The organism is Roseateles sp. GW821-FHT09G09 (genome assembly GCF_059415965.1).
The window spans coordinates 52,825-69,048 of record NZ_JBWKOG010000011.1 but is presented as its reverse complement, the minus strand read 5'-3'; the positions used below and the strand labels follow the sequence as shown (position 1 = coordinate 69,048).

Genomic DNA, 16,224 nt, shown 5'->3' with positions numbered 1-16,224 from the left:
TGTCGTTCGAATGCCAATCGAAAACCCTGGAACAACGGCTTCTCAGATCATTTCGCAAGCGGACTGATGCTGATTACTCGAATATTCAGCTCACCATCGTATGTCACCACAACTCTGACACCGTGCTCCTGCAGAGCGTATTCGCTTGAAATCTCATCCGCCTCCTTTGGCGCACCCAGCACCCGATGAACATCGCTCTGGTTTTTCAAGCCATGAAGCCTCAACGGCAAATCGTCCGAGTATGCCGAGAACGTGCGAGTGCCCTGCACATAAATCTGAACTGAAATTACACGTTCATTCTCGAAGAGAAGGTCGACCCCCCTTGATGGAGAGCCTACGTATCGTCGAAATGGCGGATCTTCGCTGATCCGTACTGGCGCAATCGCGTTGAGCACATCGACAACCTGCACGTCACTTGCGGCCTTGCCGACCGCAGAAACCACATCAGCCATCATTTCCGCCCTGATTCAATGAAGAAATCCGTTATACCCCGCTTCGTGGATAAACGGTCAAAAAGTTGTTGATTCATCTGATTCAAACGCTCGAATGAGTTACTCAACGCGGCAGGACTATAACGCAGACCAGACGCATTTCCTAGGTGCACAGCCTGGTCCTTCAACGCTGCTCCGGAAAGATCAAGAGCATCGATGGCGATTTGAGCCTGAGTATTTGCACCAAAATATGTGCGCCCAGCTGCGTGCAGATTCTGTCCAACAATTACCGTATAAGTGCTATCTCGCAGGATCTCTGCTTCTTCAGCAAGGAGTTCGCGCTTCAGAACCGCTTCCACGTTCTGCCGGATTGCGGCATAGGATGGGATATGGTCGCCGGTGAGCATATCGCCAACGACGGCACGCGCCTTGCTTTCGCCGTACGTCATCACTTCGAAGAGTCTCACCGGTCCTTGATTTGCCGCTGCTCGCTCACCCGCAATCTGCGCCAGCGACTGCTTCAGCGACTCCGACAAGGAGGACACGTTGTGCACCCATACCCCGAGCTGACCGACGAAGTAAGTGTGGAACTCGGCGACAGAGAAGTTGTACACCGTCGCGCGCTCGCCCTCGTTGACCACTGAAATGACCTCGACGGCGCTTCCATCCTGACGTGGTGCCAGCTTGTCGCCTGCCCTCAATTCACCGGCGCCACACCAACCAGCTCCTTGAACATAGAACGGGTGTTCCGACGTGGCTGTGATGCTTTCCTGCTGGCCGCTTGCGTCCGAGACGGTGACTCGAACGACCGCCCGGTCTTCATGCACGAACGTCTCTTCGACGAATCGCCACCCTTCGACCTTCGACGTTTCGTGACGCGCAGCCACTAGCTCGCCTGCCGTGATTTGCTCGATGGGTTTAATGCCGTCCCTGGTATGTACGAGTGTCCCGGCGACGAAACATTCCCCGAACAGTCGTTCGGGAGCGTCCGCCAGGCTCGGTACTGCTCGACGCTCAGCGAAACCTACAGCGGCCACGTCGGCACTTGTAAACCCCTCAGCGAACACGGAGCCGACCCGAGCGGATAAGGTTGATCTCGCTGCTGCCACTTCAAAGGCAGCAGCGGCTTCCCCCGAACGAGCCACCAAGCCAGCAAAGGCGCCTCGCGACCCGGCGGCCCCCTTCGGACCCGGCACGAACAACAGGATGCCCCCGAGGCGCGCATCGAACTCCTGGCGCGCTGAAAGAATGTTCCCCGTGAACGGATTGACCGAGAGGCCGTCGTCGCTCAGCAGTTTCCCAATGGTCGAGCCATAGAGGTCGCCGAAGAAGCCTGCTGTCATCTGCCCCGGCAGCGAATCCCGCTTCAAGTCGTCCTTCAATGCGGTGATCTGTCCGGAAGACGTCGGATAGGTTCTCACCGGTCCCACGAAGTTCTCACGGGCCTCTTGCAGAGCGTCGCGCCTGTCGAACGCCCCGCTCAACAGTTGCAAGTCATCCATCCGGATGCCGTCCAAGGTGGTGTCGCTTGGGCGCACCGGCCTGGCTGCCGTCAATTCGCGCGCGTAGGCATCGGCCCTGAGGTTCTGCGCACGGGTCCCATCCCTGACCCTCTGGTCAAAGCGCGCCGCCTCTTCCGCCCAGATCCGCCCAGACACTTCTTCGAAGTTCGACCAGGCACGGGCCTTGTCCTTGATGCCTTGCTGCACTTGCGAGGACCAGTCCAAGACTGCGCCCGGGGACAGGCGCAAGCCGGGGCCACCACCCGGACGCAGGCCGCTGCCATTCATGTGGGCGGGCGAATCCGCCTCGAACATGTCGCGCACCGAGGCTTTCTCTTCTGCGCTGGCGGTCGGGAAGAGGGTCTCCTCGATGGCGTCGTTCATCCCCTGCCCCAACCCCGCCGCGAACGCCTGCGACATCCGCGCGACGGTGGCCGCCGAGTTGTAGCCCATGATCTGGCTGCTGGCCCAGCCGCTTACGGCCGACGCCGTCGCGAGCTTGAAGGTCTGACCGCCGCTCACGCCGTTGAACGTATCGCCGATCGCCTGACCGGCGAGATAACCCGCGCCCGATCCCACGGCGGCTGCGGCGACTTCCTTCCAGCTCCACTTGCCCTGCATCGCCTGCGTGACGCTCGACGTGAGCGCACCGCGTGCGACTGCGGCACTCAGGCTGTTCGGTTGAGACAGCCAGTCCGCCGCGCTCTTCGCGGTCTCGCCCATGGATCCGGACGCCGCCAGATTGGTCCCCTGCACGATGCCTTGCGCGATCGCTCCCGACACCGCCGCCTGCCCCACAGCCTTCCAGCTGAACTTGTCGATCGTATCCGTCGCAAGACCCACCGCCTGACTGGCCACGGAGCCCGCCGCGGCGCCGATCGCAGCGGCCGCGATCGGCCCGGCCGTCTGGCCCAGCAGGCCGATCATGGTCCCCGTCAACGCGCCCGCCGTGACGTAGCTCACCACCACCGCCACCACCACCATCAGGATCAGGCCGAAGGTCCCGCATCCCTTCGCCGCCGGCGGCGGCGGCGGCATGGGCAGCGTCGGATTCACATTCCCGATCGCTTCGCCCGGGTTGTACGGCCGGTACGTCGTCGCGTTGTTGTGGATGTTGGTGACCTTGTTCGGGATCACCAGCACCTGGCCCTCGACCAACGTCTCGCCGCCCTTGAGCCCGTTGACGTCGGCGATCATGTACCACATGGCCGAGTCGCCCCACAGGCTCTGCGCGATCGAGCTCAGCGTGTCGCCCTTGCGCACCGTGTAGCTCGACGCCGTCCCGCCCGGACTGCCCGCGTTGATCGGCTCGTAGTTCTGGTCGAAGTCCACCGTCGTCGTGATCGGCGCTGGCGTCTTGTCCCGCGCCGCGCGCTCCTTCGCGCTCATCGCCAGTTGCGCCAGCTGCTCCACGTAGGAGACGCGTTCCGTCGTCTTGTCGTTCCCGACGTCGCCGACGCGGCGTCCGTCGGCGTAGAAGAACCACCGCGTCTCGGGGATCAGGCTCGTGCGGCCGTAGTCGTACGTGTCCCGCGAGAGCACCAGGCCCTGCGCGTTGGTCACGTACTCGCGCTGCATGTTGCCGACCTTGTCCGTCATCAGCGTCAGGTGACCGTTCTTGTCGTAGCTGAAGGTCGACTTCCCGTCACCCGGCAGACCGGTCTGCGTGCTGACGATCTCCTTCTTGTTCGCGCTGTCCCAGTACTCGTACTTGTAGGTCGTGGTCTGCACCGTGGTCCCGGACGTGAAGACCGTCTTCGCCAGAGCCCCGAAGCCGCCCCGCTCCGTCATCGCCGTGTCGCCCGAGCCGGCGTTGTAGTACCAGTACGAGGTCGTGCCGTTGCCCGACTCCTGATCGGCGATCACTTCCATCAATGTGCGGTTGTCCGCGTCGTAGGTGAAGATCTTCGTCTGTATCAGGCGCGTGCCATCCCAGGCCTGGTATCGGAGCGTTCGACCCGCCGCGTCCAGCCTGCGATGCGCCTGGACCTGCGTCTGGTCGTCCACGTAGGTGTCCTCCAGATAGCCGTCGACGGTGTAGGTGTACCGCTCCTTCCGGGTGCGCCCCTTCTCGTCCGTGAACGTCACCTGCTTGCGCTGACCCAGCGCGTCGTATTCGACGACCTTCCCGTCCGGCCCCATCACGATGCTGCCGCTGGTGCCGCCGATCGAGGTCGCCCGCGTGCCCACGAACGAGCCCATCGTGATCGTGAAGCGGTTCAGGTCGTCGTACTTGTACCAGTAGTGCTTTTCCTCCGACGTGGAACCGGTCGTCGGATCCCAGTAGGTCGAACTGGCCGCGCGCCGGTTGCCGACGGCGTCGTACTCGTAACGCAGGTCGTAGCGCTTGCGCTCGTCCCAGGAGCGTGAGATCCGGTTCAGCTCGTCGTACTGGATCTTCGTGGACTGCATCAGCCCCTTGACCTCCTCCGTCGCCGGCATCAGGCGCGAATAGGCCTCGCGCGTCCGGTTGCCCGTGTTGTCATAGCCGTACTCGGTCAGGGTCCGCTCGGTCAGATCGACGATCCGCGCCAGCAGACCGTTGAGCAGATAGTCGTAGCGGATGTTCTGCAGCCGGTTGTTGGTCTGCGAGACCAGTTGCCCGGCCAGGCTGTAGTGATAGGTGAACTCCCGTCCGTCCAGGTCGCGGTGCCAGGTCGTGCGGCCGAAGTAATCGATCTCGTCGACCGAGCTGCGCAGGTCGGCGCCGGTGGTCGTCCGGCGATAGCCCCCTGCGCGCAGGTCGCCGACACTGAAGATGGGATCCTGGGCGTCGTTCGCCGCCACCACCTGGTAGGCGTAGGTCGTCTCGGCACCGGCCGCGCTGATCGTCTTCACCACGCGTCCGAGGGCGTCGTAGAAGGTCCGGTCGATACCGTTCAGCGCGTTGGTGCGCGACAGGCGCTGCCCCAATCCGTCATAGGTGTAGCTCTCCCCGACGGAGCCCCCCATCCGCTCCACCCCCAATCGCGTCACCAACAGCAGCTGCCCGAGCTTGTCGTAATCCTGCAGAACGACCTGCGACAGTTCGTCGGTCTGCTTGCGCGCGTTGAGGAACACGTCGTAGCCGGTCTCGCGGCTGGAATGATCGGCGTTGTAGCGCTTGGCCACGTCCCCGCCGCCGCCCACGTAGGTCAGGCCGGTCGCATGGCCGTTGGCATCGGTCTGGACCGTGTTGCGGCCCAGGAGGTCGTAACCGAAGCTCGTCGTCGGACGGGTACGACGCACGAAGCCGTTCTCCATCGTCTCGAAGGTCTCGGGATCCACCTTCGAGATCAGCTGGCCCAGCGTGTTGTAGGTGTACTTCGTCGTGACCGCCGCCGCATCGACCGAGAAGGTCCCGAGGCCGCTGTCCGCGTACTGCTTGGTCATCGCCAGGGCGCGCTCCAGCGTGCCGTCGTCGAACTCCTCGGCGATCTCGCCGAAGGCGTTGTAGGTCTGATAGCGGCGGATCTGCGCGGAATCGCGCACCGTCTCGACGGTCTGATCGAACGAGAACGAGCGGCCCAGGCCCTGCAGACCGAAGGTGGCCACGCCGTTCATCGGAGCGATCACGTCACCCACCTCGTCCTTCACCGGACGTCCCTGCGCATCCAGGATCTCCATCGTGAAGGCGTAGGTGGTGGCGGTCTCGATCACGGCGCCGTTCAGCGGGCTCTGCCACGTGTAGACCATCTGCTTGGGCTGATTGGGCCGGGTCTCCGTCAGAACGCCGTCCAGCGTGACGCTCTGTCCGGCGATCGTGAGGCGCATCTTCGTCGCCGCGGTCGTCGAGGGACCGTAGAAGGAGATCGGCGCCAGCGGCGTGCGATCGCGCACGACCGTGCCCATCGTCAACACGCCGTTGGCGGCAAGCTGGAAGTCGCCGTGGCCCTTGCGCGCGATCGCGCCGGTGTTCTGGCGCAGTTCGTACTCGAAGTCGTAGCCTGTCGCCGCATATCCGTCCAGCGACAGCGCCCTCGCCAGCCCGCTGAGGTCTCCCGGCACGTCGCCGGGGGCGGTCAGCCAGTCGGTCCATGGCGAGCCGGCCGGCTGATTGGCCCGCAGGCGCACCTTCATGACATCGGTCGGCACGTCCGCGGTGAAGCCCAGCACCGCAGGCTGCGAGACCGTCGTCACGGTCCCCAGCGTGGTCGTGCCGTCGAGGCCCACTTCGTAGTAGCTCCGGCCGACGAAGGTCTTCCTGGCGGGACCGGAGGCCCAGGCCTCGAAGTCGAATTCGAAGCGTTTGCCCGCGTCGTCGGGAGACACCGCGATCTTGAACTGCCCGGTCGTGCTGCCGCTCACGGTCGGCGTCACCGGCTGTCCCTGCGCGTTGCGGACTTTCAGCGTATCGGCCTTCAATACCCCGCCGTTCGGGAAGTTGACCGTCAGCACGCTGTCGGTGGTCGTCGTCGACGTGACATTGACCGCCACGCTGCCGTCCGCAGCCAAGGTGAGCGTGCCCGTCATCCGGAAGTGACCGTCGACGTACGAGATGCTGGAGGCCCCCGTCACGCCCGCCGCCGCCCAATCGCCCAGGTTCAGGTAGACACCGCCGTTGTCCCAGCGCCGGGCATCGGCGGTCGTGAACGTCGCATTGATCGCGCCGCTGAGCATGATGGTGCCGGTCCGTCCTGCCAGCGCGCCGAGCGATGCGATGGCCGCCAGGCGCGGCGTGGCTCGGTCGATCGTCATCGCGCGGTTGCGCCCGTAAGTCAGCACACCGCTGTAGCGGGCCACCTCGCCCACGCTGTTCCCGCCGCGAATGCCCTTGACGACGAGCCGATAGGACACGTCCCGTGCTGCCCAGGCCGAGAGACCCAGGCCCGTGGCGTTTGCGACGCTCTGCTGAGAGACGCTCACCGAGCTGCCATTGAAGGTGGCCGCGACGGAGGTCCAGCTGCCATTGATGTAGAGCTCGAGCTCGGGGCGGTACCCGTCCACCGCCAGGCCGCTGGGGCCTTGACCGACGCCGAAGTCCCAGTTGAAGTCCGCGAAGACGGGCGGAGGGACGTCCTTCAGCCCACTGACGGCAGGCGCTCCCGAGGGCGTGCCCGTGTAGAAGCCGCGCACATAGGTCGATCCCTGGCGGAGGATGAACTCATAGCTTTGCCCCTGGACGTTGTAGCCGCCCACGGCGTTCAGGTTGATGACGCCGTTGCTGATGCCAAAACCTGCGAAGTCACCCCCGCTGCCGGCGGGGCGCACCCAGAACTCGGCGGTCGTGTTCCCGGCCAGGAGGCGGTCGGCGAAGGCAATCACCGGTTCGGACGTTCCGGAGCGCACGGTGCCGATGATGTCGGGCACCTTGTCCTTGACCTGCAGCTCCTCCTGGGTCTGCGGGATCGTCGTGGCGCCGCCCGGCGTGCTGACGTTGATCTTCTGGGTCACCGAACTGGTCAGGCGACCGCTCGCGTCGAATCGCTTGACCACGATCAGGCTCTCGCCCGCCGGCAGGCCACCGATTGCCTTCAGGGTCGGGACAGTGCCGCCGTTGTACAGCGGTGCGGGCGTCACCGGCAGCTCCGCGCCTGCCAGCGTGTAGGCCTTGACCGTTTCACCGAGGGGATGCTGGACGATCAGCTGATTGAGGCCGGTGCTCTCCCATGTCTGGTCGATGTAGTTCAAGCCGCTGTCGTTCTGACCGATGTCGGTGGTGAGGTGCAGGGTGCCAAACAGCACACGCTGATTGCCCACCAGGGCGGTGACGTAGAAGTAGTCCTCCGTGTGTCCCTCAGCGCCCGAGAATTCGAGCACGGTCGATCCGCCTGCCCCGACCGTTCCCATCAACTTGTTGTCGAACGAGCGCAGGATTTCGTAGGTCAGGTCAGCGACGTGCGGGGACATCTCGAAGGTGACCGGAGCCCTGGGCTTGCCCTGGAAGAAGAGGTTGTCCTGGTACTTGTTCCCATTCCACGTCATCTCCGCGCCGTAGGCGACTTCGGCCCGCGGCACCTCCGAGGGCGGCCGGTCGCTGCCGGCGCCAAGCACCGGCGTGAGGGCGCTGTCCTTCGGCACCAGTTGCACCGAATCCTGGCCCTTGCCGCCGCTCGTCACCGGATTCAGCGGGAAAGGCGCGGCGCCTCCCGTGGCGTCGCCGTAGCGCGTGCCGCTCTGCGGATCCAGCGAGATGGCGCCGTACAACGCCGTCAACTGCTGCGACAGGGCGGCCACGCGTTTCTCGATGCTGACCTGGTATTCCGCCTTGAACTCCACCGTCTTCAACAGCTGGTTGCGCTTGTCGTAGACGCTGAAGGTGTGGTTCAGCCGGGTCAGGTCGGCCGCAGCGTCCTTCACGGTCAAGGTGCGCAGGTCCAGGTCGGCCACCGCGCTGACGATCTTGCGCGTCGCATTGCCGTTGCGGTCGTACAGCGTGATCGTGATCGCACCGCCGTTGCTGTTGTTGCGCTCGACCTTGCCCAGCAGGTTGTACTCGGCGAACTCCTGCCAGTCGTCGCCCAGGCCCTTGCCGGTGATGTCGCCGAAGACGTTGTAGCGCGTGCGACGGATCTCGCCCGTCTGCGCGTGGGCGGCATCGCCGTCGTACTCCGCGGTCGCGCGTCCCAGTGCGTCGTAGGCGTAGCGCTTGACGCGGTCCACCATGACCACCCGCTGCCCGTTCGGCAGTTCCGGTCGATAGGTCGCCATCGACAGCTTGGCCGTTTCACGACCGACGAGTCCCCGCGCGTCCAGCTCGAACAGCGTGTAGTTGCCCAGGGCGTCCGTCATCGCGGTGCGGTCGCCGTTGTCGTTGTAGCTGAACATCGACACCCGATCGTCCGCCGTCACACGGCCGCGCTGGGTCGTGCGCGAGACCAGACCCAGGCTGTTGTAGTCGGTGTCGGTGACCGGGATGACCCAGTTGCCATTGAAGTCGGTGAAGCCCTGGCCGATCCGGCTGGTCTCACGGCCAAGCGCGTCGTACCGGACCTCGGTCGTGCTCCAGAGCAGGGTCTGACCGTCCGCCGCGAACCCCACCAGATCGCTCTGCAGCCTGACGTTGTTGAGGCCGTCGTACTGGAAGGTGCTGACGGCGTCCAAGGTGGCGCCGAGGGCGTTGCCGGTGGCGTTGAGATAACTCGTCGCCACGCCGAGCACGCGCTTCTCCGTCACCCGGCCCAGCGTGTCCAGCTTGAACTTGGTCGTGCGATCGTTCGCGGAAGCGAGGCCCGCGCGCAACTGCGCCGGCTCGCGTTGCGACGCCGGCTGCGTGGTGTCGTCCTGCCGCTTGAACGTACCCGCGCCGAGGGCCGTGGCGTACTTGGTCTCCGTGGTCGCCGTGTCCTGGAAGCTGTCGTACTCCCAGGCAACCGCGTAACGTTCCGCGTCGACGCGCAGCACCTTGCGCCCCAGCTTGTCGTAGTAGGTGTAGACCGACGCGTTGCGGCCGTCGGTCTCCTGCACCACGTTGCCGACCGCGTCATAAACGACGCTCTGCAGCAGCACGGTCGTCGGCAGGGACAAGGGCGCCAGGATCTGGTTGGACGCCGGATCGGCCTCCCAGAAGCGGACGTTCTCGCGCGACTTCGAGACCAGCCGGCCGAGTACGTCGTAGGCCATGACCGTGTTGCGATCGATCGCCGCATTCTCGGCAGGCGCCGACCAGGTCGAACCGTTCACCGTGGTCACGGTGCCGCGCGCGCTCTCGCGCACCACGTTCCCCGCCGCGTCGCGCACGTAGGCCGTGAAGCCGCCGTCCGCCGCGACCTGCGCCGTCTTGTTGCCGGCCGCGTCGTACTGGCTGAACGAGCGCACACCGCCGACGACCTGCGAGGCGTTGACCCAGTTGCCGCGCGAGACCTGCTCGAGCACGCGGCCCAGCGCGTCGTAACGGGTCCATTCGACGGGGATCACGGAAGACGTCGTCTGGCTCGCGCCATCGAACGCGTCGTACCGTTCGCCGATCCGATGGGTCAGTCGACCCATCTTGTCGAACTGGAAGGTGGTGGTCCGTTCCAGCCACTGGTTCGACGCCCCCGCCGGCATCTTTGCCTCGGTGGACTTGATGCGATTCCCGAAGGCGTCGTACTCGTAGACGTTGACGATCGCCTTGTTCTCCACGGTGACCGGCAGCGTCTCCGTGACCACGTTGCCCAGCTTGTCGGTGTTGAACACCGCCGTGCCGCCGACCTTGTTGGTCACCTGCTTGTCGAAGCGGTTGCCGGCGACGTCGTACTGCGTCGACTCGGAGACGTTCGCGGTGTCCGCCTTCGAGGTCGTGCTCAACAGGCGGTCGATCCGGTCGTAGACGTTCCTCGTCAGCGCGTCCTTGGTCGTATTCGGCGTCGTCGCGGGTTCCTGGCCCACCACCGCCCCGACCACCTTGTTGAAGTAGCGCACCACCGTCGCCACCTGGCTGCTGCCGGCGGCCTGGTACGTCGTGCGCGTCGCATACCCCTCCGGATCCACCTGCAGCGTCACCCGGTTGAGCTTGTCGAAGTAGAAGTACCCGACATTGCCCAGCGGGTCGGTCACCTTCACCGCGTTGCCGAAGGCGTCGTACTCGGTGCTGGTCAGCTTGCCCATCGCGTTGAGCGTGGACGTGCGGCGACCCGCCGCGTCGTACTCGTGCGTGGTCGTGTAGGCGGCCAGGAACGCCAGCTTGTCCGGGGCCGGAAGGTCGCCGACGTACTCCGCCTTGCCCAGGCTTACGCGCGCCGCGCGCGCCCAGCTGCTGTTCGACTCGGCCAAGGCCACGCCGCGGGCCTCGGTTTCCGTCGTCATCCGACCGTTCGCGTCGTAGCCGTAGCGTGTGGTCGAGGCCGCATCCGTCCCTTGCGCGACCGTCTTGCTGGTCACATGGCCCGCCTGGTCGTACACATAGCCCGTGGTCGTCGCCTCGGCCAGACCGTAGGCCTGCGTCTGCGACGTCAGGCGGCCGCCGGCGTCGTACGCGTTGCGCGTCTCCACGCTCATCGCATCGACGGTCTTCCAGACGCGTCCGGCCTGGTCCAGCTCGACGCTGCTGACATGGTCGCCCGCAGCATCCGTCGGCACCGCGTCCACCGCCGCCTTCAGCAGGTGGCGGATCGTCGTGGTCTTGAGCCCCTGGTAGCGCGTCTCGGTGACGTAGCCCTCGGCGTCGTACTCGAAGCGCAGACGACCCGCCCCGTCGTAGCCGTAGCTGGTCACCCGGTCCTGCGCGTGCTGCACCGGCGTGCCCAGCGTCGCCGCGTTCCAGATTGCGCCTGCAGTGCGCAGCGCCTGCATCGTGGCGGGTGTCGCCACCCGCGCGAAGGCGGTCTTCTGGCGCAGGTTGCCCGCCTTGTCGTAAGCCAGCACCGTGATGCCGCCCTCGGCATCCACCACCGTCGTCGCGCGGCCGAGGTCGTCGTACAGCGTGCTGGTCACGCGATCGTCGGTACGGTCCGCCGGAGCCGCCGGAGTGCCGACCATCCAGGTCGCGGGGTTCACCGGCGTCGCATACGCGATCTGCTGCTTCACACGGCCCGCGCCGTCGTAGCGGAACTCCACCACCGTGCCCGCGGCATCGACGCTGAACTTGATACGGCCGTCCTTGTCGAACACCCGGCCCGTGACTTCGTCCTTGGCCGGCACTGACACGACCTGCGCCGCCACCGCCGCCCGCGTCGGCGACTTGCCGAGCGCCGTCAGCGCCGAGTCGCTCAACGCCGTGGCGAATCGCGTCACCCGATATTCACGGCCCTCGCCGTCGTACTCCGTGAAGCGCACCGCGCCCTTCGGATCGATCTCATAGACGAGGCGGTTCGCGTCGTCATACACATACAGCGTCGCCTTCTTCGCCCAGTCGGTGCTCGAGGTCAGTCGACCCGCCAGGTCGTAGACGTAAGTCCGGCCCAGGTTCAGGTCGTCCTCATCGGTGCCGTAGGACGTGACCTCCGCCGTGCGGCGGCCCAGCTTGTCGTACTCGTAGCGCGTGACGATGCCGTTCGGGTCCGTGACCGTCAGCGTGCGGCCGTCTGCGTCGAGCACGTAGATCGTCGTCAGCGCCAAGCCCGCCGGATGGTCCGTGTCCTTGGGGTCGACGACGACGGCGACGAGTCGTCCTGCCGCGTCGTAGCGCTGCAGCGTGCGCCGGCCGTCCGCCTCGGTGGTCAGCACCGTCGAGCCTTCGGCGGTGTCCTGATAGTCGTAGACGGTCTTCAGCTTGAGCCCGGCGTCATCGAGCGTGCGCGTCTTGATGCGGTTGAGGTCGTCGTACTCGTACTTCGTCACCGCGCCGTTGGCATCGGTGCTCTCGGCCACGCGGCCGACGCTGTCGTACTTCGTGCTGGTGCCGATGTTGACGCCGTTCAGCGGCATCGTCGTCGACCTGAGCTCGCCGTTCTCGGTGTAGGCATACGTCGTCGCGACGGTATTGCCGTCGACGGCGCTTTCCACCTCGCCATGGCGGTTGCGCGTCACGCGGCTCTTGACGTTTTCAGGCGTCGTGACCTCGACCGTGCGCGCGGCCAGGTCGTAGCGGTAGTTCGTCGTCTGGTTGTTGCCGTCGATCGTCGAGGTGATGCGGCTGAACGCGTCGTAGTTGGTGACGCGCAGCGTGCCGCCACCGTCCACGGTCTGGACGACGCGCCCGATGCGGTCGTAGCCGATGGTCGATTCGATCGTGCGGGCGTCCGTCGTCTTCACCAGGCGACCGAACGCGTCGTAGTCGGTCTTCGTCAACGCATTGAGCGCGCCGGCGCCGGTGTCGTCGGTGCGCTCCTTCAGCAGGCCGCGGCGGTCGTAGATCAGCGACTGCGACACGGTGCCGCCGGTGATCTGGCGCGTGCTCGTCTTCGCCTGACCGAAGGCGTTGTAGCTCGTGGAGGTGCTGTAGCCCAATGCGTCCGTCGCGGTCTTGAGCAGTCCTCGCGCGTCGTAGTCGAAGACCGACTCCGCCTTGGCGTACGCCTGGTTGCCCGGCGTACGCTGCGCCAGCAACTCCTGCACCGCGTTGCGGATGGCCGTGTTTGCAAGCCCCCCGAGCAGCCCGTTGAACGTCGTCGCGCTCAGCCGCCCGCCGTAGGCGATCGTCTTGACCAGTTGCCCGATCCCGTCGTACTGGTTCTCCTGCACCTCACCCAGCGCGTTGATCGTGTGGGTGACCTGACCGTCCTCGTTGTAGAAGAAGATCGTGCGCTGGGTGCGGGTCCCGTCGGAGACGCTCTGGCTCGTCCTGCGACCCGCGCCGTCATAGGTGTAGGTCGTGCCGTACTTCGCCCAGATCGCTTCGATCTCCGACGGCGTCTGCGCCGACTGCAGCTCCACCGCGCCGCGCGCGCTGAGCTCACCGAGGACGCGGCCCGCGCCGTCGTAGCGGACCTTCTGCGTGCGCGCCTCCGCCGTGCCCACGGCCTTGGTGGTGGACACCACGCGACCCGCCGCGTCGTAGACGAAGGCCGTCACCGTGCCGTCCGCATCGACCTGCCTGTCGAGCTGGCCCAGCGTGTTGTAGTGCCACAGCTCGGTACGGTCGCCCCCTATGCCAAAGGTCGCCGAAGGCTGCCACCAGTTGTTGCCGCCGTCGAAGAGCGTGATCTCGCCCGATGTCAGCGCCTTCGCATACCGCTTGCGCACCACCACGTTGCCGCGCTCGTCGTAGGACTGCTCGGTGACGTAGCCCTCCGGGTCGATCTCGCCGATAACGCGGTTCTGTCCGTCATAGACGTAGCGCGTCGTCTGGTCCTTGGGCGAGGCGGTGCCCGGGCGCAACTGCGCCAGCGTGCCGGTCTCGCGCTGGCCCGACGGCGTCGGATCGGCATAGCGCACGCGTGCGCTCAACCGGCCCGCCGGGTCGTAGCGGTTCTCGACGAGGTAGCCCTCGGCATCGAGCTCGCCCAGCAGGCGTCCCTCGGTGGAGTAGAAACGCCGCGTCACACGGTCGTCGACATCGGACTGCGGCACCGCATTGGCCGTCACCGGGCTGGCCGCGAACGCGACCAGGTCGATCGCCTTGGCATAACGCACCGTGCCGACCACGCGGCCGACACCGTCGTAACGGGTCTCCGTGACGAAGCCGGCACCGTCCACCATCTTGATCGGGCGACCCGCCGCGTCGTAGACCGTCCAGGTCTTGATGTCCTTGCCGGGGATCTCCACCGGCCGGACGGCGGCCAGCAACGGCGTCGTCGGCGGCTCGGCCCAGGCCAGGTTGGGCGAGGCGCCGGTCAGCGCCGCCAGCGGCGTCGCGTACACGATGGTCTGGATCGGACGCTGCGCGATGTCGTAGCGGAATTCCGTCACCGTGCCGTTGCCGTCGACCTCCGCGACCTTGTTGGCGCGCTCGTCGTACAGGTACCAGTGGAAGACGCCGGTGGCGTCCTGCGTCTTGTAGAGCAGGCCGCGCGCGTCGTAGTAGTTCGTCGACTTGCCCACCTGGATGCCGCTCTTCGTCTGGGTCACGCCCAGCAGCCGGCCCATCGTGTCGTAGGTGCTGACGGTGACCAGCCCGCCCTGCTCCGTCACCGTGGCGACGTAGCCGCTGCCGTCCTGGTGCAGGTAGGTGGTGTTGATGCCGCCCTGCAGGCGGGTCAGCACGCGGCCCAGGCCGTCGTAGGTGTAGGTGACCGAGTCGTTGGAGCCGTCCGTCATGGTCAGCAGCCGGCCCGCCGCGTCGTACGCGTAGACGACGACGTGCTGCCCGGCGGCCAGCCCGTTGCCGGCGGCGTCCGTGGCCGCGTAGGCGGTCTCGCTGAGCTTGTTGCCGCGCAGGTCGTAGACGGTGTCCACGCGGCTGGTGCGGCTCTTGTCGGCGCTGGCGACCCAGGTGGTGAGCTGTGCTTCGGTGGGCACCTGAGTCTCGGTCAGGCCCGACACGTTGTACGCGCCGCCGAGGTAGGTGATCGTGTTCGTCGGCAGCCGGCCCGCCGTGTAGCGCAGCTCCGTCACCACGCCTTCGGGGCTGATCTTGAAGCGCAGCTTGCCTTCGGCGTCGTAGATGAAGCGCGTCGTGGCGGGCGCGCTCGCGGTCAACGTGCCGTTGCCGTCCGGATCGGGCACGGCGTAGGCCGTCTCCGTGACGATCTGGCGGTTCACGTAGGTGCGACGCACCGTGTTGCCCGCCGGGTCGCGGACCAGCATCAGGTTGTTGTCGCTGTCGTAGTAGAAGGCCGTGATGCCGAGGTCGTAGTCCTTGAAGGTGGCCTGGTTGTCGTTCGACGAGTACTCGAAGAAGATCCGCGTCGCATCGGTGGTGACGCCGTTGTTGGCGCCCTTGGACGGGTGGCTCTGCTTCATGCGGCCCAGGCCGTCGTACCAGAAGTCGGTCGTGAAGCCGCCGGGTTGCGTCACCCGCGTGGCCTTGGCGGCCAGGTTGATGACGTAGTCGGTGATCTGGTTGTCCGCGCCCCAGCTCTGCGAGATCCGCGCCGTGCCTTCGGACATGACCCACTTGAAGGTCTGCGAGGTGCCGTCGCTGTTGGTGATGCTGCGCAGCATCCCGTTGGTCGCGTCGCTGGCCACGACGTAGGTGTAATCGGTGGTGTAGACCTTGCCGTCGGTGATCGAGTTGTCGCCCGGCGACAGGTCCACCGTCACGCGCGACAGCCGGCCGCTGGCGTCGTAGCTGTAGAGCGTCGTGGACACGGCCTTCGAGGTCTCGTCCAACACGCTCACGCGCTGCAGGAAGTTGCCGCTGTACTCGTAGACGATCCGCCCGCCGGTGTTGTTGGAGTCGGACGCCATGCTCGAGAGACGGCCGTTGGCGTCGTACTTGAACACCGCGTTGAGCAGCGTCGGCGAGTTCCAGCTCAGCAGCCGCCCGGTGGCCACGTCGAAGGTCCCGGACTGCGGGCCGTCGCTGAAAGTGGCCTGCGTGAGCCCCGCGTTGAGCGTCAGGTAGGTGTCCCCGCCCGAGCCGGTGGTGCTGACGTAGCGGTTGGTGACCCAGGTGTAGAGCCGCTCGGAGCCGTCCTCGTTGGTGACGGCGACCGTGCTGCCGGCGGCGCCCCACGTGCCGCCGGTGAGCCGCATGGCCTGGCGCACGAAGCCGGCGATCCAGTTGTCGCTGTTGTCGTCGTTGAACGAACCCCGGCTGTTGTAGGTGCGCAGCGCCTGCAGGTCGGTGCCCACCCCGGCCAGCAGACCGTCGCGATCCTGCACGATCAGGTTGCCGGTGTAGCCGTTGATGTAGATCTGCGTGCCGCGCTGACCCAGGCCCGCCTGACCCCACACGCCCTTCTGACCCATCGTCTCCGTGTAGGAGGTGAAGTTCAGACCCAGACCGCTGCCGTTGACGATGCCGACCATGTTGCGTGCTCCGTTGAGTGCTCATGGAGGCGTGCGGGACAACCCGTGAACGCCTCGAACTGAGCAATGCATCCGGAGAAATCGCGGGCGGTTTAGTC

General features: G+C 66.0%; 2 protein-coding genes. Both read right to left on the bottom strand.

The window, feature by feature from the left end; translation table 11 throughout:
• Positions 1–47: 47 nt before the first annotated feature.
• Positions 48–452 (bottom strand): DUF6392 family protein, encoded by a 405-nt coding sequence (locus tag AC07O8_RS24495; RefSeq protein ID WP_495050535.1) that lies wholly within the window; start codon positions 450–452, stop codon positions 48–50.
• Positions 452–16,126: a polymorphic toxin-type HINT domain-containing protein gene (locus AC07O8_RS24490; RefSeq protein ID WP_495050534.1), complete on the bottom strand. Its 15,675-nt coding sequence runs from the start codon at positions 16,124–16,126 to the stop codon at positions 452–454. Before AC07O8_RS24490 ends, AC07O8_RS24495 begins: the two co-directional genes overlap by 1 nt.
• Positions 16,127–16,224: the final 98 nt, after the last annotated feature.